The organism is Caballeronia telluris (assembly GCF_001544495.1).
GTDB lineage: Bacteria > Pseudomonadota > Gammaproteobacteria > Burkholderiales > Burkholderiaceae > Caballeronia > Caballeronia telluris.
Genome location: NZ_FCNZ02000001.1, coordinates 547303 through 569743 on the forward strand (window position 1 = coordinate 547303; position 22441 = coordinate 569743).

The following is a 22441-nucleotide window of genomic DNA, read 5'->3' on the forward strand; positions in this document are numbered from 1 at the left end:
ATGAACGCCCCTCATCGGCCCGATTCCCTGCCATTGACCGAACTGCTCGCCGCGTTGCGCGAGACCGCCGAAGCGCGCGACCGCGAAGGCGGTCACGCCGCGCGCGAAAAGCAGCTGATCGCCGACGCGGGCCTCCTGACGATCGCCGTGCCGCGCGAATACGGCGGCGAGGGCGCGCCCTGGGTCCACGTGTATCAGACGATTCGCGCGATCGCACGCGTCGACGCCGCGCTGGCCCATCTGCTCGGGTTCACTTGCCTGCAGGTGGTGAGCGTCGCGGTGTGGGGCAGCGAGGCTCAGCGCGAGCGGTATCTGCGCGGCACGGTCGAAAACCGCTGGTGGTGGGGCAACGCGGTGAATCCGCTCGATACGCGGCTGATCGCGCATGCGACGGGCGACGGCGGCTATCGTCTGTCGGGCCAGAAGGGCTTTTGCTCCGGTACGCGCGGCTCGCAGATGATGACGCTCTCCGCGCAGGACCCGGCCACGGGCAAGCCGGTGTTCGGCGTCGTGCCGACGGGGCGCGCGGGCATCACGGTCAACGAAGACTGGAATCCCATCGGCCAGCGTCAGACGGACAGCGGCAGCGTGGCCTTCGACGACGTCGAATTGCGTGCCGAGGAAGTGCTGCACCGCTCCGAGGCGCCGCCGACGCCGCGCGGCTCGCTGCGCACGCTCGTCTCGCAACTGGTGCTGACGAACCTCTTCGTCGGGATCGCGGAAGGCGCGCTCGCGGAGGCGCGCGAGTATGTCGCGAAGTCCGGACGGCCGTGGATTCATTCGAACGTGGCGAGCGCCGTCGACGATCCGTATCAGTTGCATCGGTTTGCGGAGATGCGGCTGAAGGCCGTGAGCGCGGAAGCGCTCGCGACGCGCGCCGCCGGGGCGCTCGACCGCGCGTGGGATCGCGGCGACGCGCTGACCGCCGAGGAGCGCGCGCACACGGCGCTCGCGGTGGCGGAAGCGAAGGTGCTGGCGCACCGCGCGGCGCTCGACGTCAGCGAGGCGCTCTTCGACGCCTGCGGCGCGCGCTCGACGCACGGTCCGCTCGCGCTCGACCGCTTCTGGCGCAACGCGCGCGTGCACACGCTGCACGATCCGCTCGATTATAAACTGCGCGACATCGGCCGGTTTGCGCTCGCGGGCGTGCTGCCCGAGGCGAATCTGTACAGCTAGGCGTCAGCCGGTTACAAAACCGACCGTCTGCACCACGAGCCAGAGATTCGCCGCGCTGATCACGCCGAACAGCATCCACGCGACGCCCTTCGTCCACGCGCGGTTGGCGAATTCGCCCATCAGCCGACGGTCGCTCGTCATGCGGATCAGCGGGTAGAGCGCAAACGGCAGTTGCAGGCTCAGCACGACCTGGCTCGCGACCAGCAGCTTGCCGACCGCGCCGTTGCCCATCATGCCGACGCCGATCAGCGCCGGAATCAGCGCGAGCGCGCGCGTGATGAAGCGCCGCTGATAGCACGGAATCTTCAGTTTCAGGAAGCCTTCCATGATGACCTGCCCGGCAATCGTGCCGGTGAACGTCGAGCTCTGGCCCGACGCGAGCAGCGTCACCGCGAAGAGAATCGCGGCAAGCCCGGTGCCGACGATCGGCGCGAGCAGCCGGTACGCGTCCTCGATTTCGGTGACCTGCGTGTGCCCCGTCGCGTGGAACGCCGACGCCGCGAGAATCAGGATCGCCGCGTTGATCAGGAGCGCGAGGAAGAGCGAAACGATGGTGTCGAGCCGCGACAGACGGATCGCCGACAGCAGGCTCGCTTTCGTGCGCGAGACGATGCGCGTCTGCACGATCGACGAATGCAGGTAGAGGTTGTGCGGCATCACGGTCGCGCCGAGGATGCCGATCGCGAGATAGAGCGGCTCGCGTTCGGAAATCGCGTGCCACGACGGCACGAGCCCGCCGAAAACCGCCGGCCAGTGCGGCTTCACCAGCGCTAGTTCGACGATATAGCCGAGCCCGATCGTCGCGATGAGGCCGAGCATGATCGCTTCCAGATCGCGGAAGTTCTTGCCTTTCAGGCCGAGCACGATGAGCGTGTCGAACGCCGTGAAGATCACGCCCCACATCAGCGAGCAACCGAACAGCAGGTGAAACGCGAGCGCGCCGCCGAGCACCTCCGCGAGATCGCACGCGATGATCGAAATCTCCGCGAGCGCCCACTGCACGCGCGCGACCGGTTTCGAATAACGCTCCGACGACAGCTGCGCGAGATCGCGTCCGGTCACGATGCCGAGGCGCATCGCGAGACACTGGAGCGCCATCGCGGCAAGGCTCGACAGCACCACGACGAACAGCAGCGTGTAGCCGTAGCGCGAGCCGGCTTCGATGTCGGTCGCCCAGTTGCCCGAGTCCATGTAGCCGATCGAGACGAGCAGGCCCGGCCCGGCAAACTGCGCGAGCTTCTTCCAGAGCGGCGCGCCCGCGGGCACGTCGACGGAACCCTTGACCTCGGACGGGCAAAACGGAGCGGTGGCGGTGGTCGGCAGCTTGAACGGCAATGGTGAAGTCCCCGTCGGTTCGATGGTGCGGCGGCGCTCGCTGGATAAAGGCGATGCCGGAATCACGGCATTATTGTCGAAAAGAACGGAACGCGTGGCGCGCGCGCCGCCTGCGCGCCGACGAAAAAAAGGGCCCGCCGAGATCGGCGGGCCCTTCAGAGAATTCGGTCGAGAAGGAAAACGGTAGCGGCATTGCCGGCTGTCCACCGCCCGAGAGCGGTCCTCGAGGACGGCCGGCGCCGCTACCGTTCAAGCAGCCCGTGCGACCGGGCCTTGTGTGCGCGGCGTAAAGAGCGCCGCATTGTCGAGCACCGATGATTCGTCCGGCACTTCATTCTGGCTCACCACCTCCAGAGCGGCTTCTTCGGTCGCCTGACGGGCGGCCGCCGCTTTCTTGGTCTTCCCCGCGCGTGACGGCGGCTGGCAGGCCCCGCACACCACGTTATTCTGCAAATCATGTTTGTGCGCAACGAACTTGCCGGTGCAGCGGCAGCAGCGCGTGAGCTGCAGCATGTCGGCGTCGAAGAAGCGCACGAGAGTCCAGGCCCGCGTCAAATCCAGTACAGCCTCGGCGCCGCTATGGTTGCAGTGCTCGAGATACAGCCGGTAACCCTTGGTCAATGCGTCGAGGTGCGAGCAGCCCGCTTCGTTCTTCAAGAACACGTAGGTGTTGTAGAACAGCGATGCGTGGATATTCGCGAGCCACGTCATGTACCAGTCTGCCGAGAAGGGCAGCATGCCCTTCGGCGGCGATACGCCCTTCACTTCGCGATAAAGACGGATCATGCGGTCGCGCGAGAGCGTCAATTCGCTTTCCAGAACCTGCATCCGCGCGCCGAGTTCGATCAGTGCGATAGCGCGGAACACTTCCTGTGCGTCTTCGGTCAGGCTTTTCTTCAGCATCGTGGTCATGGCTGGTCCCGTCTCAAGCGAACTGTTCGGCCGGCTGGCCGGCGAGCAAGATGGCTGCGTGCGTCGACGCAATGTCCGCGTGCTTCGCGGGTTGCGTCAATGCCGACAGCATCGTGTGATCGTTGAAGCGGAAAAAGCACAAGAGCTGGTCCGATCCCGCGAGCTTCACGACTTGCGGCAGCGTGAGGCCGGCCAGCAGATCGGCGAGCTCGGCCGACAGGCCAAGCCGGAACATGCCGATGGCACGATCCTCGCGCAACATCCGCTGCGCGAGCATGATGTACGACAGGTTGATTTCGCGAATCGATTCCAGCGTTTCACGACCGTTCATAATTTTGCTACTTCCAGTAATTCCCCGAACCTGGCCGGCATTTTTTGCCGATATCTTTTTTTCTGCCTTGCCGGACTCTAGTCCGGCCGGCTACTTCAATTTTGATACAGCGTGTTACAACTTGTAACAACACTGTGAAACGGATTGTAAGTACCGCCAGATGGGAAATCAAGCACATCTCAATAATAATTTGACAGAAAACAACACGTTGATTCGGTAAGTTTTTCAGTCGTTTAACACGGGTTTGTAACAGGAAAAAGTAACCGATCCCTTTTACTTTTTTTGCCCGTTCGTTATGTCATTACCGAGTGTCTGTAACAAGGTGCAAACTGGTAATTTCAAGACAGAAACGACGCGATTGGCCGGCGCGTTGACAAAGTGAAAAAGAATTAGCGGGGCCGGAAGGCCGAATTACCAAAAGCGCCGCGCGGGGCCTAATTAAGCAAGTCAATCCGAGGCGGGACGATAAGACGAAGGTATTGGAGACGCGTTGCAATGAGGGCTTCCCGCCGGAAGGCAAAAGGTGGAACGCAGGCGCCGTCTGACGCGCCGCGTCACGGGCTTTGGCCGGACGGACGTTCGATAGGCCCGGAATATGCGCGCAAATGGTATCTTCGACGACGGCCAGCGTAGTTCCGGCCGCTCCATTCCGAATACTCACAAGCAAAACAGGATTCGTAGTGACCGATAACACTACAACGCCGGAGCCGCCCCTCGATCCATCCGAAACCGCTGACGCCGGCGACACCGCGCTCACCCGAAGCGCGCTCGATTTCCCCGTCGTGGGGCTCGGCGCCTCGGCGGGCGGCTTGCAAGCCCTGATTCGCTTCTTCGAGAACGCGCCCGCCGACATGGGCATGGCGTTCGTCGCGGTATTGCATCTGTCGCCGAATCACGTCAGCACCGCCGACGAAGTGTTGCGCCGCGCGACGCGCATGCGCGTCGTCCAGGTCAGCGGGCCGGTCCGGATCGAGCCGAACCACGTCTACGTGATCGCACCGGCCAAGAGCCTGACGATGATCGACGGCCATCTGCGCGTGCGCGACGCGGCGCCGTCGGGCGGGCGTCCGGTCACCATCGACACGTTTTTCCGCAGTCTCGCCGACGCGCACGGCCAGCACGCGATGAGCATCGTGCTTTCGGGCACCGGCAGCGACGGCGCCGTGGGCCTCGCGCGGGTGAAGGAAGTGGGCGGGATCACGTTCGCGCAGGAGCCCAACGACGCCGAATACGGCGAGATGCCGCAGAGCGCGATTGCGACGGGCCAGGTCGACCTGGTGCTGCCAGTCGTCGAGATGCCGCAGAAGCTGCTCGACCTCTGGGCCAATGCGAAGCGCATCAGCCTGCCCGCGCTCGAACCGCGCACGGCGAAGGCGGCGCCCGGCACGGACCCCGGCGCGCACGCCGAAGCAGCGTTGCAGGACATTCTCACGAGCCTGCGCGCGCGCACCGGCCACGACTTTCGCCACTACAAGCGCGCGACGATGCTGCGCCGGATCGAACGGCGGCTGCAGGTGAACGCGCTGCCCGATCTCGTCACGTATCGCGATTTTTTGCACGGCAATCCGCGCGAAACGGGCGCGCTCCTCGCCGACATGCTGATCGGCGTGACCAATTTCTTCCGCGACCGCGAGGCGTTCGAGGCTTTCGCGCGCGACGTGCTGCCCGACATCTACGAGCGCAAGCGCGATCACGACCAGGTGCGCGTCTGGGTGGCGGGGTGCTCGTCGGGCGAAGAGGCGTATACGCTCGCGATGCTCTTCACCGAGTACCAGAACGCGGCGCGCTCGCCGGCCGCGCTCCAGGTTTTCGCCACCGACATCGACGAGACCGCGGTCGCGAAGGCGCGCACCGGCGTCTATCCGGACTCGATCGTCACCGACGTCCCGCCGGACATCCTGCGCCAGTTCTTCGCGAAGAGCGCGAGCCGCTACGAAGTGCTGAAACCGGTGCGCGAAAAGATCCTGTTCGCGCTCCACAACGTGCTGCGCGATCCGCCGTTTTCGCGGCTCGACGTCGTGTCGTGCCGCAATCTGCTGATCTATCTCGACCGCACGGTGCAGCGCCAGGTGCTGGAGATGTTCCACTTCGCGCTCTATCCGAACGGGTATCTGTTCCTCGGCAGCTCGGAATCGGCGGATTCGGTGGAGGACCTCTTCAGCGTCGTCGACAAGAAACACCGCATCTATCGCGCGAAGGCGGTCGCGCACCCGCGCCGGCCCTCGATGATGCCGCCCGCCAGGGCCGGCGAGCCGGCGCAGCCCGCCGTCGCCGATCCCGCGTCCGCGCTGATTCCCGCGCGCCGCAACTTCTCGTTCAGCGCGCTGCACCAGCGCGTGCTGGAGCAGTACGCGCCGCCCAGCATCATCGTGAACCGCGATTCGAAGATCGTGCACATGTCCGAGAACGTCGGACGCTTCTTGCGCTATGTGGGCGGCGAGCCGTCGAGCAACGTGATCGCGCTGGTGCTGCCGGAACTGCGGCTCGACCTGCGCACCGCGCTCTTCCAGGCGCTGCAGACGGGCAACAGCGTCGAGGCGCGGCGCGTGCGCCTCGTGCGCGACGAGCGCCCGTGCTACGTGACGATGACGGTACGTCCCTTCCACGACGCCGACGCCGACGCCGATTTCGTGCTCGTGCTGTTCGACGAAGTGCAGGAGGCCATGACCGACGGGCCCCCGACGACCGATCAAATCGGCGCCGATACCGTGCTGATGCAGCTCGAACGCGAGGTCCAGCGCAGCAAGGAGCAGTTGCAGCGCACGATCGAACAGTACGAGACGTCCACGGAAGAACTGAAGGCGTCGAACGAGGAATTACAGGCGATCAACGAGGAGCTGCGCTCGGCGACCGAGGAACTCGAAACCAGCAAGGAAGAACTGCAGTCGGTGAACGAGGAACTGGTCACCGTCAATAGCGAGCTGCAATCGAAGATCGAGGAAACCGGCAAGGCCAACGACGATCTCCAGAACCTGATCGCGTCGAGCGACATCGCGACCATCTTCGTCGACCGCGCGATGCGCGTGAAACGCTATACGCCGAGCGCGACGGGCGTCTTCAACCTGATCGGCGCGGACGTGGGCCGCTCGCTCTTCGACATCACGCACCGGCTGCATTACCCCGAACTCGCGGAAGACGTCGCCGCGACCTTCCAGTCGCTGCGGCTGATCGAACGCCAGGTGGCGAGCCGCGACGAGCGCTGGTTCATCGCGCGGCTCCTGCCGTACCGCACGGGCGACGATCGCATCGACGGCGCGGTGCTGACGCTGATCGACATCACCGCGCGCCGGCGCGCCGAGGAAGAAGCGCGCGAAGGCGCGGAGCGGCTGCGGCTCGCGGCCCAGACGACCAACGACTACGCGATCATCGTGCAGGACCCGGAAGGCGTGATCCAAAGCTGGAACGCGGGCGCCGAGCGCGTGTTCGGCTATACGGAGAGCGAGGCGGTCGGCCGCAACATCGAGATCATCTTCAGCGCCGAGGACCGCGCGCAGGGCGTGGCCGCGCGCGAGCGCGAGACGGCCGCCGCAGAAGGCCGCGCCGACGACGAGCGCTGGCACGTCGCGAAAAGCGGACGCCAGGTGTTCTGCAGCGGCGTGGTGACGCCGTTGTCGGACCCGAAATTCACCGGCTTTGCGAAGATCGCGCGCGATCTGACGGACCGCAAGTCGGTCGAGGACCTGCGCCAGGTGCAGCTTTCGCAGGAGCGGCTCGTGCGCGAGCGCGCCGAAGCCGCGAATCGTCTGAAGGACGACTTCCTCGCCGTGCTCTCGCACGAACTGAAACATCCGCTCAATCTCATCAACGTGAAGGCGCAAATGCTGCCGCGCCTGCCGGAGTCGCGCGGCGCGCCGGCGATCGTCGAGGCTGCGGACGCGATCCAGCGCGCGGTGCTGAGTCAGGCGCAGATCATCGACGACCTGCTCGACCTGTCGCGCGTGCGCACCGGCAAGCTCGCCCTGACGCTCGCGCTCACCGATCTGGCGCCGACACTGGCGTCGATCTGCGATGCGATGGAAGGCGACGCCGCCGCGCGCGGCGTCGCGCTGTCGCTGACGGCCGCCGCTCAACCGGCGCTCGCGAAAGTCGATCCGGTGCGCTTCGAACAGATCGTGTGGAACCTGCTCAGCAACGCGCTGAAGTTCACGCCCGCGGGCGGCAAGGTCACGATCGGCCTGACGCGCGACGGCGCGGACCTGTGCATCGAAGTGGCGGACACGGGCGAGGGCATCGAGCCGGAATTCCTGCCGCACATCTTTGACATGTTTTCGCAGGCGAACGAGGCGCGGCGCAAGTCGGGCGTCGGGCTCGGCATCGGACTCGCGCTCGTGAAGCAACTGGTCGAGATGCATGCGGGGCGCGTCGCGGTGCGCTCGGACGGCCACGGCAAGGGTACGTGCATCACGGTGTGGCTGCCGCCCGCAAGCGACGACGCCGCGCTGCCCGGCGCGCTGCCGGGCGAATCGAGCGTGCTCGCGGGATTGTCGCTGCTCGTCGTCGACGACGATGCCGAAACCGGCCACGCGCTCGGCTCGCTGCTGACGCTGGAAGGCGCGCGGGTGGCGACGGCCACGAACGGCGCCGAAGCGCTCGCCGCGCTCGGCCGCGAGCGCTACGACCTGCTCGTCTGCGACGTGGGCATGCCGGTGATGGACGGCTATCAGCTGATGCGCGAAGTCCGCTCGACCTCCGTGCTCGCGGGACTTCCGGCCGTCGCCGTGACCGGATACAGCGGCGTGGCGCAGGAACAGAAGACCTTCGACGCGGGGTTCGACGCGCATCTGACCAAGCCGGTTTCGCTCGCCGCGTTGATCGGCGCCGTGGAGCAGGTCATGCTGAAGCGGCCGGCGAGTGCCTGACGCGGGCTCGGCGCTCACTTGTGCAGCGCGTGCCGGAGTGTGGTCACGTCGCGCTGGGTGACGGGGCGCGCGTCGTTGCCCCACGACGTGCGCGCGAACGTAATCACCTGTGCGATCTGCAAGTCGGTCAACTGGCCGGCGAACGACGGCATTTTTTCGCGCTTCGGCCCGCCTCGGGTTTCCGGGCTGTTTCCGCCTTCGACGAGCAGACGCACGAGCGACGTCGTTTCGGCGGAAAGCACGGCCGGATTGCCCGCGAGACGCGGATACTTGCGCGGCTCGCCGCCGCCGTCCGCCCGATGACATTTCGCGCAATAGGCGAGATAGATGCCCGCACCGGGCCGCGCCGGTTCGCCCGTGCGAAGCGCCTGCGCGCTGACTTTCGCCGCGAGCGAACGCGGCGCGTAGGCCCCGGCGCTTTCGCGCGCGGGCAGGCTCTTCAGATAGACGGCGATTGCGTTGAGATCGTCGTCGTTCAGATACTGCGTGCTGTCCTCGACCACCTGCACCATGCTGCCGAACGCGACTTGCCCGCCGCCGTGGCCGCTCTTCAGGAACGCCGCAATATCCGCCGCGCCGAGCCTTCCCAAGCCCGCGCCGGGGTCGCCCGTGAGGTTGGGCGCGAACCAGTGATCGTTCGTTCCGCCCGTGAGAAACCGCCGCGACGACTCCGTATAGCCGCGCTCCTCGAACGCCGGGCCGCGCGGCGTGTGGCACGCGCCGCAATGCCCGAGCGACTGCACGAGATACGCGCCGCGGTTCCATTGCGCGTCGCGGTCGGTGCGCGGCGCGTAGCGGCCCGACGGCGCGAACGCGAGATTCCACAGCGCGAGCGCCCAGCGCTGGTCGAACGGAAACGGCAGGCGCGTCGGCGGCGCGGCGACCGGCACGGGCGCGACGCCGTGCATGAAATACGCGTAGAGCGCGCGCATGTCGTCGTCGTCGATTTTCGAGAACGACGGGTAGGGCATCGCGGGGTAGAGATGCTTGCCGTCCGGCGCCACGCCTTCGCGCAACGCCCGCGCGAAATCCTCGAAGCGGTACTTGCCGATGCCCGCGACGGGGTCCGGCGTGATGTTGCTCGTCATGATCGTGCCGAACGGCGAGCCCATGCCGAGCCCGCCCGCGAACGGCGCGCCGCCTTTGGGCGCGGTGTGGCAGCCAGCGCAGTCGGCGGCTTTCGCGAGATAGGCGCCGCGCGCGACGAGCGCCGCGTCCTCGGCGCCCGCGACGAGCGGCACAAGGAGCGTCACGGCGAGCAGCAGGTAAAGCACGGCGCGCTTCATCGCGATCACCACGGCTTGCAAGGCGACACGATCAGCGCCGCCGCCGCCGTGGCCAGCACGCCGAGCACGAAGATCGAACTCGCGATCACGCCGACGAGCGCCAGAAAGCGCATCGGCCCCTGGATCGGCTGCGCGGTGCGTGCGCTCGCGAGCTTCGCCTCGCGTTGGGTGGCGCGCAGGTTACCCCACGCGGTGGCGAATCCGCCGAACGCGACGGCGAGGCATACCGCGCTGACGCCGCCGATCAGCGGAGCGAGCGACGGCACGACGGGCCGCGCGAGCGGTGTCTGGAGCGGATAGCACGTCTGCGCGGCGAGCGCCTCGCACACGCAGATCTGCACGATCCACGCGAGCGGCGCGCCGAGCAGACCGTACAAGAGGCTCAGCCAGTGCGAAGACGTGTGCCGGATCGCGAATCGGGAGCCGGGCGGCCGGGCGGATGGCGGATTCACGAACGGTCTCCTCAAAGGACGAAGGGGCTCAGATACAGCGTCGAAAAAATGAACAGCCAGACGATGTCGACGAAATGCCAGTACATGCCGCCGATCGTGAGTGGCGCGTGGCGCGCTTCGTCGAAGTAGGCGAGCGCCGTCCAGACGAGAAGCAGCGTCAGCACCACGAGTCCGACGATCACGTGCGCCATGTGAAAGCCGGTGATCGTGAAGTAAAGCGACCCGTAGAGATGCGTCGACGGCCCGTAAGGATGGTCGCGCCACTCCTTCAATTGCACGCCGACGAACACGATGCCGAGCACGATCGCAACCAGCATCGCGCAGGCGGCGTGCTTCGGCCTGCCGCGCACGACGAAGCGCTCGCACAGCCACACGAAGCCGCTGCTCGACAGCAGCACGACCGTATTCCACGCGGCGGGTGCGATCTTCGGAAGGCCTTCGGGCGGCCAGTGCGTGCCGCTTTGCGAATAGAGGTACAGATACGAGAAGATCAGATAGCCGAACAGCGCGGCTTCGGTGCCGATCAGCGTCCACATGCCCCAGTAGCCGCCGGGCCGGCGTCCCACGCTGCCGACGGGCAACGCGCGCGAAGGATCGTATGCGCCGAGCGGTTCAGCCATGCGCGCCTCCATGCACTTTTACGCCTTCCGGTTCGCGTTGATGCAGCGCGCGTTCAGGCCACAGCCAGGCGATCAGCGACGCCGCGCAGCCGACGATCGACAGCGCGCACCCCGTCCATGCATGCAAGGCCATCGCGCCGAAGAGACACGCCGCGAACACGCCCAGCACGAACGGCGCGAAGGAGTCGGACGGCATGCGCAGGATCGCGTCGGGACGCGCTTCGAGCGGCGTGGTCGCGAGCGCTTCGCGGCCGTGGTCGAGGATATAGCCTTCGTCGAGTTGCGAGCGCGCCGCGCCGGACGGCGTGTCGAGCCGGTCTTCCCACAGCGGATGACGGCTCGCGACGAAAGGCAGCGTCGCGAAGTTGTACGGCGGCGGAGGCGAAGCGACGGACCATTCGAGCGTCGGTGCGTCCCACGGATTCGCCCCCGCGAGCGGTCCGCGCCGATAGCTCCACGCGACATCGACGATGAAGACGAGCACGCCGAGCGCAAAGACGAACGAACCGATCGAGGTGAGCAGGTTGACCGTGTTCCAGCCCATGTCCGGCGCATACGTATAGATGCGGCGCGGCATGCCGAGCAGCCCCGCGATGTGCATCGGAAAGAAGCCGAGATTGAAGCCGATGAACATCGTCCAGAAGCCGAGCTTGCCGAGCCGCTCGCTCATCATGCGGCCCGTGAACTTCGGAAACCAGTAGTAGACGCCGCCGATCACCGGAAACACGTTGATGCCGAGCAGCACGTAGTGCAGGTGCGCGACGACGAAGTAGGTTTCGTTCAGTTGCCAGTCGAGCGGCACGGCGGCCGTCATCACGCCCGACACGCCGCCGATCACGAACAGCAGGATGAAGCCCGCAAAGAAGTAGAACGGTGTCTTGAAGACGGGGCGTCCGGTCCAAAGGGTCGCGAGCCAGGCGAAGGTCGCGACCGCGCTCGGGATCGCGATCACCATGCTCGCCGAGCCGAAGAACGCAAGCGCGAGCGCGGGAATGCCGGTCGCGAACATGTGATGAATCCACACGATGAAGCCGATCACCATCGTCGCGACCGTCGAGAGCGCGACCGGCGTGTAGCCGACGAGCGGTCGCCGGCAAAAGACCGGCAGCGCATCGGAGACGATGCCCATCGCGGGTAGCACGATCGCATAGACCCACGGATGCGCGAACATCCAGAAGAGATGCTGCCAGAGGAGCGGGCGCCCGCCGTTCAATACGTCGAAGAAATGCGTGCCGAACTGACGGTCGAACCAGAGCAGCAGGAACGCGAGACTCACCGCAGGCACCGCGAGCAGGTTGCCGCCCGATGCCGTTAGCGTGCCCCATACGAGCACCGGCACGCGGTCGATCGACATGCCGGGCGCGCGCATGCGCAATAACGTGACGACGAAGTTCGCGGAACCGACCGTCGTCGAGATGCCGAGCAGGACCATGCCGAGCGCGTAGATATCGATGTTGGGACCGCTGTTGTATTCGAGGCCCGCAAGCGGTACGTAGTTGAACCAGCCCGCGTTGGGCGCCTGCCCGAACGGAAAGCTCGCATAGAGGAAGACGCCCGCAAACAGAAAGAGCCAGTACGAAAGCGCGTTCAGGCGCGGGAACGCCATGTCGCGCGCACCGAGCACAAGCGGCCAGATGTAGTTCGAGAAACCCGAGAGCACCGGCAGCGCGTAGAGGAAGATCATCGTGACGCCGTGCATCGTGAAGAGCTGGCTGTACTGCGCGGGCGTGAGCACGGTCGCGTCCGGTCGCGCGAGTTGTACGCGCATGATGAGCGCCTCGACGCCGCCCATCAGCAGGAACACGAACGCGGTCACGAGATAGCGCAGACCGATCGACTTGTGATCGACCGTCGAGAGCCAGCCGCGCCAGCCAGGCTCGGTTTCCCAGAGCCGTTGCAGACGCTGCTGCGTCTCGCCCGCGAAGGGCGCGCGGCCGTGCTCGGGGACGCGCATGTTCGGATTGCGGCGGTTCATCGTCGTTCGTCAGTTGAGGGTGGCGAGATACGCCGACAGCTTTTCCGCTTCGTCGCTCGTCAGCGCGATGGATGGCATCAGCGATTCGGGTTTGATCGACTGCGCGTGCGCGATCCAGTCGAGCTGGTTCTGCGGCGTGTTCTTCAACGCGCCCGCCGCGATCAGGCGGCGCGAGTTCAGGTGCGTCAGATCGGGCGCCTGCATGCCGTTCGCATCGGTGCCGCGAATCGCGTGACAGCCCGCGCATTTGTCGACGAAGAGCTTGTGCCCCGCGAGCGACGATGTATCGGACGCGACGGGTCGTGCCTGCCGGTCGAGCCATGCGGAGAACGCCGCGCGGTCCTGCGCGACGACTTCGAATGCCATGTGCGCGTGCTGGGCGCCGCAGAACTGCGTGCACTGTCCGCGATAGACGCCCGGTGCGTCGGCCTGCACCCACTGCTCGTTGGTCTGGCCGGGAATCGTCTGAGTCTTGCCCGCGAGCCTCGGGACCCAGAACGCATGAATGACGTCCGCGCTGCGCAGCACGATGCGCACGGGCTCGCCCGTCGGGATATGAATCTCGTTGGCCGTGACGAAGCGGCGCGCGGGATCGGGCGAATCGTCGTAGGCGACTTTCCACCACCAGTCGTAGGCCGTCACCGTGATGGTCAATGCGGGTGTGGCGGGCGGCGTCGCGACGCGTTCGAGCGTCACGAGCGCATGCGCGAGCATCGCGGCGAGCACGAGCGTCGAGACGCCCACGCCGATCACGATCCAGCGCATGCCGCTCGTGTGGATCAGTCCGCGCGCGGGCAACTCGGGCCGCCTGCGCACGATGCCCGCGATGAGCAGCACCGCGACGATCACGCAGACGGCCGTGCAGATCGCCGTGAAGATCCAGCCGAGCGTGAGCGTGGGCGCGGCGGCCGGCCCGGCGGCGTGCAGGAAATAGTTGAGCGGGGCGGTGTCGTCGGCGTGCGCGGCGACGGACGCCATCGACGCGATGACGCCGATGACCTTCGCGGTATGCGCGATCTCAATGCGTGGCATTGCCGAGGCGATAAACGTCGTCGGCGCGACGATGGCTGGGCGGTGGCATGATTCGGCTCCGATGACAGACGCGGACTTGGGGCGCCTGTCATCGGAGCAACAGGCATGCCCGTCGGGATGACGTAAGGCTGGGCCTCGCGTTCAGTCCTTCGAGTCCTGGCGAACCGCGCGCGCCTTGACGAGCGGATTGAAACCCGCGCGCTTGCGCGGCGCGGGCTCCGGTTCCTCGGCGCGTGGTTTGCCGCGTTTTGGCGCGGCGCCCGAAAGCTGGTTCAGCAACTCGTCGTCGTCCTCGTGCTCGGGTTCGCTCTCGCTTTCGCTTTCGCTTTCGCGCACAGTCGCGCCTGCGTCCGCGAGATGCGCGATCACCGTCAGAAAGTCCTTGCGCGCATTGCGGAGCGCGCGGCCCGGCATCATCGTGAGCACGACGACTTCATGCAGCGAATGATCGTCGACGCTGCGAGCGTGCGGCTCTTCGTGCCAGTCGATATCGCGATCGGCATAAGCGGCGATCACGTGATGCAGTACCGCGGGCGACAGCACGCCGGCGTCGTAAAGACCGAGCACCTGCCGCTCGGCGAGCGCGAAGAGCCCGGCGCTCCGCGCGGCCGGGTTCGCGGTCTTTTTCGCGGCGCGCGCGGCCATCTACTTGCTGGCGGGCGCCACCCGCCACACCGCGTTGCCGACATCGTCCGCGACGAGCAGCGCGCCGCCATGATCGACGGCGACACCCACCGGCCTGCCACGCGCGTGACCATCCGGCGAGAGAAATCCCGTCAGGATGTCTTCGGGCGGACCCGACGGCTTGCCGTCCTGAAACGGCACGAACACGACCTTGTAGCCGCTGCGCGGTTTGCGATTCCACGATCCGTGCTGGCCGATGAACGCGCCGTTCCAGTAGTGCTGCGGGAACGCCTGCGCATCGTAGAACGTGAGGCCGAGCGACGCGGTATGCGAGCCGAGCGCATAGTCCGGCGGTATCGCGGACTGCACGAGATCCGCACGCTGCGGCTTCACGCGATCGTCGACATGCTGGCCGTAGTAGCTGTACGGCCAGCCGTAGAATGCGCCGTCTTTCACGGCCGTCATGTAGTCGGGCACGAGATCGTTGCCGAGTTCGTCGCGCTCGTTGACCACCGTCCACAGCGCGCCGCTTTGCGGCTGCCACGACATGCCGTTCGGATTGCGAAGCCCGGTCGCGAAGAGCCGAGACTGGCCGCTCGCGATATCCACTTCCATGATCGCGGCCCGTCCGCGCTCGGCGTCGATGCCATTTTCGGCGGCGTTGCTGTTCGAACCGATCGTCACGTAGAGATGCTTGCCGTCGCGGCTCGCGATCAGGTTCTTGGTCCAGTGATGATTGATCGGACCGGCGGGAAGATCGACGAACTTCTCGCCCGGCTCGGCGATGCGCGTGTCGCCCGCGTGGTACTTGAAACGCAGGATGGCGTCGGTGTCGGCCACATAGAGGTCGTCGCCGACGAGCGCCATGCCGAACGGTGAATGCAGTTTCTCGATGAAGACGGTGCGCGTTTCGGCGATGCCGTCGCCGTTCGAATCGCGCAGAAGCACAATGCGATCGGGGCTCGGCACGCCCGCGCCCGCACGCTTCATGACCTTCTTCATCACCCAGCCCTTGATGCCCGCGTTCGCGTCGTGCTGCGCGGGTGCGTTGCTTTCGGCGACGAGCACATCGCCGTTCGGCAGCGTCGCGAGCCAGCGCGGATGATCGAGACCGGTCGCGTAGGCGGTCACGTTGAATCCGGCGGGCGCGGTCGGCTTCTCGCCTTCGGCCCACGGCGACGCGGGCGCGATGTTGACCGTCGGCATCAGCGACTTCTTCTGGGGCGCCGGCAACTCGGGATCGGGACCGAAACCGATCGTGTCCTGATCGGCGGCGTGGCTGCTTACGGCGAGCGTCAGGGCGACGAGCGAAGCAGCAACGGCGGCGAGCGGCCGCCGCGCAAACGAAGTGGGTGGACGCATCGGCTCAGCCTCCGCCGACGCCCTGAATCACCTTGCCCGTGCCGCCGCACGCTTCGCATTTCGCGCCGTCCTTGTTGCCCGAACCATTGCAGACGGGACACAGGTCCTCGCCGGTGCCGGGTGTGCCGGGCTCGGCTTCGTCGCCGGGATTGAGGGGAGGTTGTTGGGCCATGGTTCGCTCCTTGCGCGGTGGCTCGATAGTGAGAGCGATGCAGCAAAGAACATTCCAGCGTCGCGCCGTCACCGGGAACGTCCGATGCTTCAGTTAATGTGCGGCGAAAGCCGCGCACTGGCTGACACAGGAGGCACTATGGGCGACAACACGCAACACCAGCAGTCGGGCAATCAGCCGTCGCATCCGAATCAATCGGACAAGCAACCGGGGCAACAGCAGCAAGGCCAGCAATCCGGCCAGAAGCAGCAGAACCAGACGCCGCCGCAGCATCAAGGCGGTCAACGTCAACCGTGACGACGGCGCGCGGCCTCGCCGCCTGGCGGGGCCGCGCGCGTTCCCGCGCTTCCATCAGGGCTTGCGCCCGAACGCTTCGCGCAGCCGCTTCTTTGCCAGATCGAGCGTGTTGCGGCGCGTCTTAGGCAGATTGCGCCCCGCGCGATTGATATAGAAGTTGAGCATCGACATGGCGGACTGGAACGGCGTGCCCTTGCGCCGCTTGCTTCGTTCCGACGATCGCTTGAGCGAATCCGCGATCTCCTGCGCATTGCCTTTCTTGAAGATGTCGCCTTCGATATCCATCGCATCGCTCGCTTCCATCACGTGATGCGACCATCGTTTCGGGCTCTTGGCGGTCTTCTTCGCCGTCGATGTTTTCTTCTTCGCACTCGCCAGTGCGTGACGCTGGCGCGTGCCGCGCGTCGTCTTCGATGTTTTGCGGCTTGCTGGCATCTGTGGAACTCCCAGTGTTATCGAATGGTTGTTACCCGATCAGCTTGTGCGCCTCGCGCAACGCTTCGACAATCGCTCGGTAGGCCTTTTCGCGCGACTCGGGATCGGGCGCGCGCAACACGAACGAAGGATGGTAGGTCGCGACGACCACGCGGCCGTCATGCTCGATGGCATGTCCCATCGACGCTTGCAGTTTGGCGCCCGAGCTTTGCAGCACGGACTTCAGCGCCGTCGCTCCCAGCGCGACGATCACCTTCGGACCGATCTTGCCCGTTTCCTTTTCGATCCAGTAGTGACAGGCGTCGATCTCGCGTTGCGCCGGCGTCTTGTGCATGCGCCGCTTGCCGCGCGGCTCCCATTTGAAATGCTTGACCGCATTGGTCACATAGACCTTCTTGCGCTCGACGCCCGCTTCTTCGAGCGCGCGATCCAGCATCGCGCCCGCCGGCCCGACGAAGGGCTTGCCCTGCAGGTCTTCCTGATCGCCGGGTTGCTCGCCGACGATCATCAGCGGCGCATGTCGCGGCCCTGCGCCGGGCACCGCCTGCGTCGCGTCCTTCCATAGCGGGCAGCGGCGGCACGCATCGAGCGATGCCGGTTCCTGATCCGGTTCGAAGCCGGGAAGCGTTCGGGTCGCCATCGTTCAGCCCTTCGCGGCCTCGCGGGCGGCATCGAGCGTGAGCGTTTCGCGCATGGCTTCGGCGAGCCGCGCGGTCTGGTCCTCGCGCTCGCACGCGACCACCGCGCCGACCTTGCCATCCTTCAGCAGATACGCGACGAACTGCTGCGCGTCGAGGTCGCCGTCGATGACGACGTCGTCCGGTTCGGTGACATGCCCGAGATAGTCGAAGCGCTTGCCGAAGTGATAGGTCCAGAAGTACGGGACGCCTTCGTACACGCGGCTCGCGCCCGCCATGTTGTACGCGGCGACGCGCGCGTGCTGCTGCGCGACGCGCCAGTGTTCGATACGCAGCCGGGTTTGCGCGCGCGGCAGCGTGAAGCGCGCGACGTCGCCCGCCGCAAAAAGTCCGGGCGCCGCGCGCATGCCCGAATCGACGTCGATGCCGCCGTCGTCCGCGAGCGCGATGCCCGACACGAACGACGTCGCGGGCTTCACGCCCGTGCCGACGATCACGACATCGGCCGCGATGTGCTCGCCATCGTCGAGCACGACCGTCTGCACGGCGCCATCGCCCTCGAATGCGGCGACGTTTCGCTCCATGCGAAACGAAACGCCATTGTGCTCGTGCAGTTGTTTGAACATGACGCCGATCCGCTCGCCGAACTGCTTTGCGAACGGCACCTTTTGCGGCGCCACGACAATCGTCTCGATGTTGCGCTTGCGCAGGCACGAAGCCGCTTCGAGCCCGATGAAACTCGCACCGACGATCACGGCGCGCCTGCAATGCTTTAATGCGTCGACGATGCCGCTCGCATCGTCGCGGTTGCGCAGGAGGTGGATGTTCGCGAGCTTCGCGCCGGGCACGTCGAGCGGTTGTGGCGTGCCGCCGGTGCAGACGAGCGCGGCATCGTAATCGACGGCCGTGCCGTTCGCCAATTGCGCGCGCCGCTTCGATGCATCGAGCGCGACCACGTCGGATTCGACACGCTCGATCCGTTGCGCGGAGAAAAGCGCGGGGTCGAAGAGAGGAGGGACGTCGCCGGGCGGCATATCGCCGGCCAGAACGAATTTCGACAGCGCGGTCCGGTCATACGGCACTGACGCATCGGTTCCCGCGAGCACGATGCGTCCATCAAATCCGGCCTCGCGCAGCGTCACACAGGCAGCGGCGCCCGCGGCTCCCGCGCCCGCCACCAACATCGTGGCGGTTCCGCCTGCCGGCGCGCGCGCGTCCGGTTCGAGCGGCTCTGGCGATACGTACACGTCGCCGTCTTCGATCGTGGACGCATAGCGCGTCAGTCCATGCAGCGCAGGCGGTTCGACGAGCGACCCGTCGCTGATCTCGAACGTCCCCTTGTGCCACGGACAAACAATCCGTCCATGACAAAGCGCGCCCTTTTCGAGCGGCGCGCCCGCATGCGGACAATCGGCCGTGTACGCATGAACGGCATCGCCATCGCGCACCAGCAGGATCGGCGTCTCGCCGATCTTCACGCGCGTGCCGCGTTGCAGCGGCAAGTCGGCGAGGCGCGCGACCTTTTCCATCGACGACTGCATTGGCGTTCTCCCGCGTATCGCGTGTGGATCACATGAGCACGCCGTAGCAATTCGCGGACCGCGACCTCGACGGCGTTACATGGCTTCGGTCACCGCGCGCAGGAACTGCTTCGTGCGCTCGTGCTGCGGCGCGGAGAAGAACTGCTGCGGCGGCGCCTGCTCGACGATCTTCCCTTGCGAGAAGAAGCACACGCGGTCGGCGAATTCCTTCGCGAAGCCCATCTGGTGCGTGACCATCAGCATCGTCAGGTTGTGCTCGTGGCCGAGCTTGCGGATCACGTTGAGCACTTCGCCGCACAGTTCGGGATCGAGCGCGGACGTCACTTCGTCGAACAGCATCACCTTCGGGCGCATCGCGAGCGCACGCGCGATCGCCACGCGCTGCTGCTGTCCGCCCGACAGTTGCGACGGATAGTGATTGCATTTGTCCGCGAGGCCGACCATCGAGAGCAGTTCGCGGCCGCGCTCGGTCGCTTCCTTCTTCGACATGCCGAGCACGCTCAAAGGCGCTTCGATCGTGTTTTGCAGCGCGCTCATGTGCGGAAAGAGATTGAAGCTCTGGAACACCATGCCGATCTTGCTGCGCACCTGACGCACGTGGCGGTCGGATGCCGGCACGAGCGCGCCGTTCTTGATCTGGTGCGTGAGCGGCTCGCCCTCGACTTCGATCACGCCATCGGTCAGCGGATCGAGCGTCATCAATACGCGCAGCAGCGTGGACTTGCCCGAGCCGCTCGGCCCGATGATCGCGACCTTCTCGTTGCGCGCGACGTCGAGGTCGAGTGCGTCGAGCACGGTCAGCGATCCATAGCGCTTCGTCACGCCCCGGAAGCGGACCATCGGGGCGGTGGCGGCTGCGTCGGCGGCTGCGCCGAGCGCAGGGTCGAGATCTCGTTTCATCTGCTTCTCCTGGAGTTCCATCAGCGGGCACCGCCGGGCCGGGTCTGGCTTACGCGATCGATACGGACTTGCTGGTTGAAGATCATGGCAGCCTCACGCGTCGTTCGAGGTGGCGCACGCCCGAGGCGAACGTCACGCTGATCAAAAGAAAGAACAGGCCGGTCATCGTGATCGGTTCGAGATAGCGGAACGTCTCGGAGCCGATGTTCTTCGCCTGCTGCATCAGTTCGACGACCGTGATCGCGGAGAGCACCGGCGTGTCCTTGAACATCGCGACGAGGTAGTTGCCGAGCGCGGGAATGATCGGACGGATTGCTTGCGGCAGGATCACGCCGCCATACGTGCGCCACGGCGAGAGCGACAGCGCGCAGGCCGCTTCCCACTGGCCGCGCGCGACGCCGTTGAGTCCCGCGCGATACACCTCGGACACGTAGCACGCATAGTGCACCGCAATGCCGATGGTGCCCGCCATCAGCGCGGACATCGTGATGCCGTAGAGCGGCGCGACATAGAAGAGCACGTAGACCTGAATCAGAAGCGGCGTGCTGCGGACGAATTCGACGAAGAAGGCGGTCGGCTTCGATACCGCCTGAATCTCGCTGCGGCGCAGGATCGCGAGCACGAGGCCGAGCACGAGCGCGATCGCAAAGCCGACGAGCGTGATGCCGATGGTGTACATCGAGGCGCGCAACAGAGCCGGCAGGATGTGCAGCGCATAGTTCATGTCGAAGAAATGGGTCATGGCGCGGTCCTCGGCGTGCGGCGGGCGATGTGGCTGCTGAAGCGCCGTTCGAAGTGCCGCATCACGAGCGAGATGACCTGTGCGAGCACGAAGTAGATGACGAGCGTGAGCGCGAAGATCTCGGCCGTCTTGAACGTCGATTCGTCGAGCTGGCGCGCGCGGAACGTGAGGTCCGAGAGCGTGATGAGCGAGACGAGCGACGTGCCCTTGAGCAGTTCGATCATCAGGTTGGTCGCGGGCGGCAGTGCATTGATCATCGCCTGAGGCAGCACGATGCGGCGCATGCGGGTCGCCGCCGGCATGTTGAGCGCGATGGCGGCTTCATACTGTCCGCCCGGCACCGAGCGCAGCGCGCCGCGCAGGATTTCGGAGCCATACGCGCCGTAGTGCAGCCCGAGGCCGACGATAGCCACGGTGAACGGCGTCAGTTCCAGATTGAACGGCGGCAGCGGCAGCACGAAGAAAAACCAGAAGAGCTGCACGAGCAGCGATGTGCCGCGAAAGACTTCGACATAGGCATTGCCCAGCCATCGCACGGGTCGCCACGGCGCGGTGCGCAGCACGGCCGCAACGCCTGCCATCACGATCGCGAGCAAGATGCTGTAGAACGCGATTTCGATGGTGACGAGGGTGCCCTTCATCAGCAGGGGCATGAGTTCTTGCATGACGCTACCTCGCTTGAACTGTCGGGCGCGTGACGGGATAGCCGGTGCGCCCTGAATCACCCGAAGCGGCGTAACGGTACGCCGCTTCACTTCACATCAGCCGCCGCACAACTCGGCGGTGGTCTTCTTCGGCAGGTTGCTCTTGTCGAAGCCGAAGGGCGCGACCGTCTTCAGATGGTCTTCGGTGCCGAGCCAGGCATGCAACTGCTTGTTCACTGCGTCGCGCAGGTCCGTGTCGTCGGGACGGAAGGCCAGGGCGCCGTAGCCGGTGTGCTTCGGATCGTCCTTGAAGTCGGCGATGGCTTCCAGTTGCGGGCCGCCCTTCGTGGCGAGACCCTTCATCGTCAGCGCGGTGCCGACGGCAGCATCGGCGCGGCGCGCGCGCACGGCTTGCAGTTGCGCGGTCGTGTCGGGCACCTGGAGGATCTGGTCGTCCTTGATGCCGGCCTCGCGCGAATAGCCCAGTTCGGCCGTGCCGGCCATCACAGCAAGTTTCGTGTCCGGTGCCTTCGCGACGTCGCCGTAGCTCTTCAGACCTTTCGGATTGCCCTTCAGCACGAGCAGCGTGTCGGGAATCTCGTACTGCGGATCGGCGAATGCCACTTGCTTGCAGCGCTCGGGCGTCACATACATGCCGGCCGCGATCACGTCGAAGCGGCCTGCGCGCAGGCCGGGAATCAGCGCACCCCATTCGGTCAGCACGGCATCCACTTTCTTCACGCCGAGCTTCGCGAAGATCTTCTTGGCAATCTCCGGCGACTCGCCCGTCACGGTGCCATCGGGCGTCGTGTAGGCGAACGGGTTTTCATTCGCGTAACCGATGCGCACCTCGCCCGTGCGCTGGATGCGCTGCAAGGTGGTTTCCGCGCTCGCGACCGGCGCATATGCGGCCAGCCCCGCGGCTGCCACGACACACAGCGCCCCCAGCATTCCAGACACTCGCTTGATTTGCATGTTGATCCCGTTCGGTGGTTCGTTGTTCAGCGTGGTGGGTTGCGCCGCACAATCTTCCGGCGCCCTGGACGGATGCTCGCTAACCCTTAGTCGACCTTGACTGACAAGGCCTTGCGGGTGTTGCGTAACACAG

At 65.9% G+C, this 22441-nt stretch carries 21 protein-coding genes; 3 read left to right on the forward strand and 18 right to left on the reverse strand.

The genetic code is table 11. The annotated features are described in order from the left end of the window. Complete coding sequence (locus tag AWB66_RS02530; protein ID WP_087628661.1) at positions 1-1176, forward strand: acyl-CoA dehydrogenase family protein; 1176 nt, start codon at positions 1-3, stop codon at positions 1174-1176. A gap of 3 nt (positions 1177-1179) precedes the next feature. On the opposite strand, the gene AWB66_RS02535 is transcribed toward AWB66_RS02530, so the two are convergent. The 3 genes from AWB66_RS02535 to flhD form a co-directional block, all read right to left on the reverse strand. After that, positions 1180-2511, reverse strand: a complete 1332-nt coding sequence (locus AWB66_RS02535; protein WP_087628662.1) for an Nramp family divalent metal transporter — start codon at positions 2509-2511, stop codon at positions 1180-1182. Positions 2512-2760: 249 nt separating this feature from the next. Next, positions 2761-3414 carry a flagellar transcriptional regulator FlhC gene (flhC, locus tag AWB66_RS02540; protein WP_087628798.1) on the reverse strand — a complete coding sequence of 218 codons (654 nt, stop codon included), beginning with the start codon at positions 3412-3414 and terminating at the stop codon, positions 2761-2763. A 22-nt stretch (positions 3415-3436) separates the two neighbouring features. Next, entirely contained in the window at positions 3437-3754 is a 318-nt protein-coding gene (flhD, locus tag AWB66_RS02545; RefSeq protein WP_087628663.1) for a flagellar transcriptional regulator FlhD, read from the reverse strand. A gap of 680 nt (positions 3755-4434) precedes the next feature. Between flhD and AWB66_RS02550 the strand changes: the two genes are divergently transcribed. Then, entirely contained in the window at positions 4435-8613 is a 4179-nt protein-coding gene (locus AWB66_RS02550; protein WP_327353452.1) for a CheR family methyltransferase, read from the forward strand. 14 nt (positions 8614-8627) lie between these two features. Here AWB66_RS02550 and AWB66_RS02555 read toward each other — a convergent pair whose 3' ends face one another. From AWB66_RS02555 to AWB66_RS33945, 8 genes are all read right to left on the reverse strand, one after another. Then, positions 8628-9899, reverse strand: coding sequence for a c-type cytochrome (locus AWB66_RS02555; RefSeq protein WP_087628799.1), 1272 nt, complete (start codon positions 9897-9899; stop codon positions 8628-8630). Positions 9900-9904: 5 nt separating this feature from the next. Continuing rightward, positions 9905-10351 carry a hypothetical protein gene (locus tag AWB66_RS02560; protein WP_125469648.1) on the reverse strand — a complete coding sequence of 149 codons (447 nt, stop codon included), beginning with the start codon at positions 10349-10351 and terminating at the stop codon, positions 9905-9907. 11 nt (positions 10352-10362) lie between these two features. After that, positions 10363-10971, reverse strand: coding sequence for a cytochrome c oxidase subunit 3 (locus AWB66_RS02565; RefSeq protein WP_087628800.1), 609 nt, complete (start codon positions 10969-10971; stop codon positions 10363-10365). Then, on the reverse strand, positions 10964-12946 hold the full coding sequence (gene ctaD / locus AWB66_RS02570; protein WP_087628666.1) for a cytochrome c oxidase subunit I: 1983 nt from the start codon (positions 12944-12946) through the stop codon (positions 10964-10966). Before ctaD ends, AWB66_RS02565 begins: the two co-directional genes overlap by 8 nt. A 9-nt stretch (positions 12947-12955) precedes the next feature. Next, positions 12956-13978, reverse strand: coding sequence for a cytochrome c oxidase subunit II (coxB, locus tag AWB66_RS02575; protein ID WP_087628667.1), 1023 nt, complete (start codon positions 13976-13978; stop codon positions 12956-12958). A 141-nt stretch (positions 13979-14119) separates the two neighbouring features. After that, positions 14120-14623 (reverse strand): hypothetical protein, encoded by a 504-nt coding sequence (locus tag AWB66_RS02580; RefSeq protein WP_087628668.1) that lies wholly within the window; start codon positions 14621-14623, stop codon positions 14120-14122. After that, on the reverse strand, positions 14624-15964 hold the full coding sequence (locus AWB66_RS02585) for a PQQ-dependent sugar dehydrogenase (protein ID WP_087628669.1): 1341 nt from the start codon (positions 15962-15964) through the stop codon (positions 14624-14626). It abuts the gene before it with no gap. Positions 15965-15968: 4 nt separating this feature from the next. Continuing rightward, positions 15969-16136 (reverse strand): hypothetical protein, encoded by a 168-nt coding sequence (locus AWB66_RS33945; protein ID WP_200818902.1) that lies wholly within the window; start codon positions 16134-16136, stop codon positions 15969-15971. A 138-nt stretch (positions 16137-16274) separates the two neighbouring features. On the opposite strand from AWB66_RS33945, the gene AWB66_RS33950 reads away from it, so the two are divergent. Next, on the forward strand, positions 16275-16433 hold the full coding sequence (locus AWB66_RS33950; RefSeq protein ID WP_200818903.1) for a hypothetical protein: 159 nt from the start codon (positions 16275-16277) through the stop codon (positions 16431-16433). A 54-nt stretch (positions 16434-16487) separates the two neighbouring features. Here AWB66_RS33950 and AWB66_RS02590 read toward each other — a convergent pair whose 3' ends face one another. From AWB66_RS02590 to ehuB, 7 genes are all read right to left on the reverse strand, one after another. Then, the gene (locus AWB66_RS02590) at positions 16488-16868 is read right to left on the reverse strand and encodes a DUF3175 domain-containing protein (protein WP_087628670.1); all 381 of its coding nucleotides are present in this window, start codon (positions 16866-16868) and stop codon (positions 16488-16490) included. 31 nt (positions 16869-16899) lie between these two features. Then, positions 16900-17508 (reverse strand): UdgX family uracil-DNA binding protein, encoded by a 609-nt coding sequence (locus AWB66_RS02595; protein ID WP_087628671.1) that lies wholly within the window; start codon positions 17506-17508, stop codon positions 16900-16902. A gap of 3 nt (positions 17509-17511) precedes the next feature. Then, positions 17512-19047, reverse strand: coding sequence for an FAD-dependent oxidoreductase (locus AWB66_RS02600; protein ID WP_087628672.1), 1536 nt, complete (start codon positions 19045-19047; stop codon positions 17512-17514). Positions 19048-19122: 75 nt separating this feature from the next. Further along, positions 19123-19947 (reverse strand): ectoine/hydroxyectoine ABC transporter ATP-binding protein EhuA, encoded by an 825-nt coding sequence (gene ehuA, locus AWB66_RS02605; RefSeq protein WP_087628801.1) that lies wholly within the window; start codon positions 19945-19947, stop codon positions 19123-19125. Positions 19948-20029: 82 nt separating this feature from the next. Continuing rightward, positions 20030-20689 carry an ectoine/hydroxyectoine ABC transporter permease subunit EhuD gene (gene ehuD, locus AWB66_RS02610; protein ID WP_087628673.1) on the reverse strand — a complete coding sequence of 220 codons (660 nt, stop codon included), beginning with the start codon at positions 20687-20689 and terminating at the stop codon, positions 20030-20032. Then, a complete protein-coding gene (gene ehuC, locus AWB66_RS02615) occupies positions 20686-21354 on the reverse strand; it encodes an ectoine/hydroxyectoine ABC transporter permease subunit EhuC (protein WP_200818904.1) in 669 nt (222 codons plus the stop codon). Before ehuC ends, ehuD begins: the two co-directional genes overlap by 4 nt. A 96-nt stretch (positions 21355-21450) precedes the next feature. Continuing rightward, positions 21451-22308: an ectoine/hydroxyectoine ABC transporter substrate-binding protein EhuB gene (ehuB, locus tag AWB66_RS02620; RefSeq protein ID WP_087628674.1), complete on the reverse strand. Its 858-nt coding sequence runs from the start codon at positions 22306-22308 to the stop codon at positions 21451-21453. Positions 22309-22441 lie beyond the last annotated feature (133 nt).

Coding starts and splice junctions, on each gene's coding strand:
- AWB66_RS02530 (WP_087628661.1), top strand. CDS start 1: ATGAACGCCCCTCATCGGCCCGATTCCCTGCCATTGACCGAACTGCTC.
- flhC (WP_087628798.1), bottom strand. CDS start 3,414: ATGCTGAAGAAAAGCCTGACCGAAGACGCACAGGAAGTGTTCCGCGCT.
- flhD (WP_087628663.1), bottom strand. CDS start 3,754: ATGAACGGTCGTGAAACGCTGGAATCGATTCGCGAAATCAACCTGTCG.
- AWB66_RS02555 (WP_087628799.1), bottom strand. CDS start 9,899: ATGAAGCGCGCCGTGCTTTACCTGCTGCTCGCCGTGACGCTCCTTGTG.
- AWB66_RS02565 (WP_087628800.1), bottom strand. CDS start 10,971: ATGGCTGAACCGCTCGGCGCATACGATCCTTCGCGCGCGTTGCCCGTC.
- ctaD (WP_087628666.1), bottom strand. CDS start 12,946: ATGAACCGCCGCAATCCGAACATGCGCGTCCCCGAGCACGGCCGCGCG.
- coxB (WP_087628667.1), bottom strand. CDS start 13,978: ATGCCACGCATTGAGATCGCGCATACCGCGAAGGTCATCGGCGTCATC.
- AWB66_RS02580 (WP_087628668.1), bottom strand. CDS start 14,623: ATGGCCGCGCGCGCCGCGAAAAAGACCGCGAACCCGGCCGCGCGGAGC.
- AWB66_RS02585 (WP_087628669.1), bottom strand. CDS start 15,964: ATGCGTCCACCCACTTCGTTTGCGCGGCGGCCGCTCGCCGCCGTTGCT.
- AWB66_RS33945 (WP_200818902.1), bottom strand. CDS start 16,136: ATGGCCCAACAACCTCCCCTCAATCCCGGCGACGAAGCCGAGCCCGGC.
- AWB66_RS33950 (WP_200818903.1), top strand. CDS start 16,275: ATGGGCGACAACACGCAACACCAGCAGTCGGGCAATCAGCCGTCGCAT.
- AWB66_RS02590 (WP_087628670.1), bottom strand. CDS start 16,868: ATGCCAGCAAGCCGCAAAACATCGAAGACGACGCGCGGCACGCGCCAG.
- AWB66_RS02595 (WP_087628671.1), bottom strand. CDS start 17,508: ATGGCGACCCGAACGCTTCCCGGCTTCGAACCGGATCAGGAACCGGCA.
- AWB66_RS02600 (WP_087628672.1), bottom strand. CDS start 19,047: ATGCAGTCGTCGATGGAAAAGGTCGCGCGCCTCGCCGACTTGCCGCTG.
- ehuA (WP_087628801.1), bottom strand. CDS start 19,947: ATGAAACGAGATCTCGACCCTGCGCTCGGCGCAGCCGCCGACGCAGCC.
- ehuD (WP_087628673.1), bottom strand. CDS start 20,689: ATGACCCATTTCTTCGACATGAACTATGCGCTGCACATCCTGCCGGCT.
- ehuC (WP_200818904.1), bottom strand. CDS start 21,354: ATGCAAGAACTCATGCCCCTGCTGATGAAGGGCACCCTCGTCACCATC.
- ehuB (WP_087628674.1), bottom strand. CDS start 22,308: ATGCAAATCAAGCGAGTGTCTGGAATGCTGGGGGCGCTGTGTGTCGTG.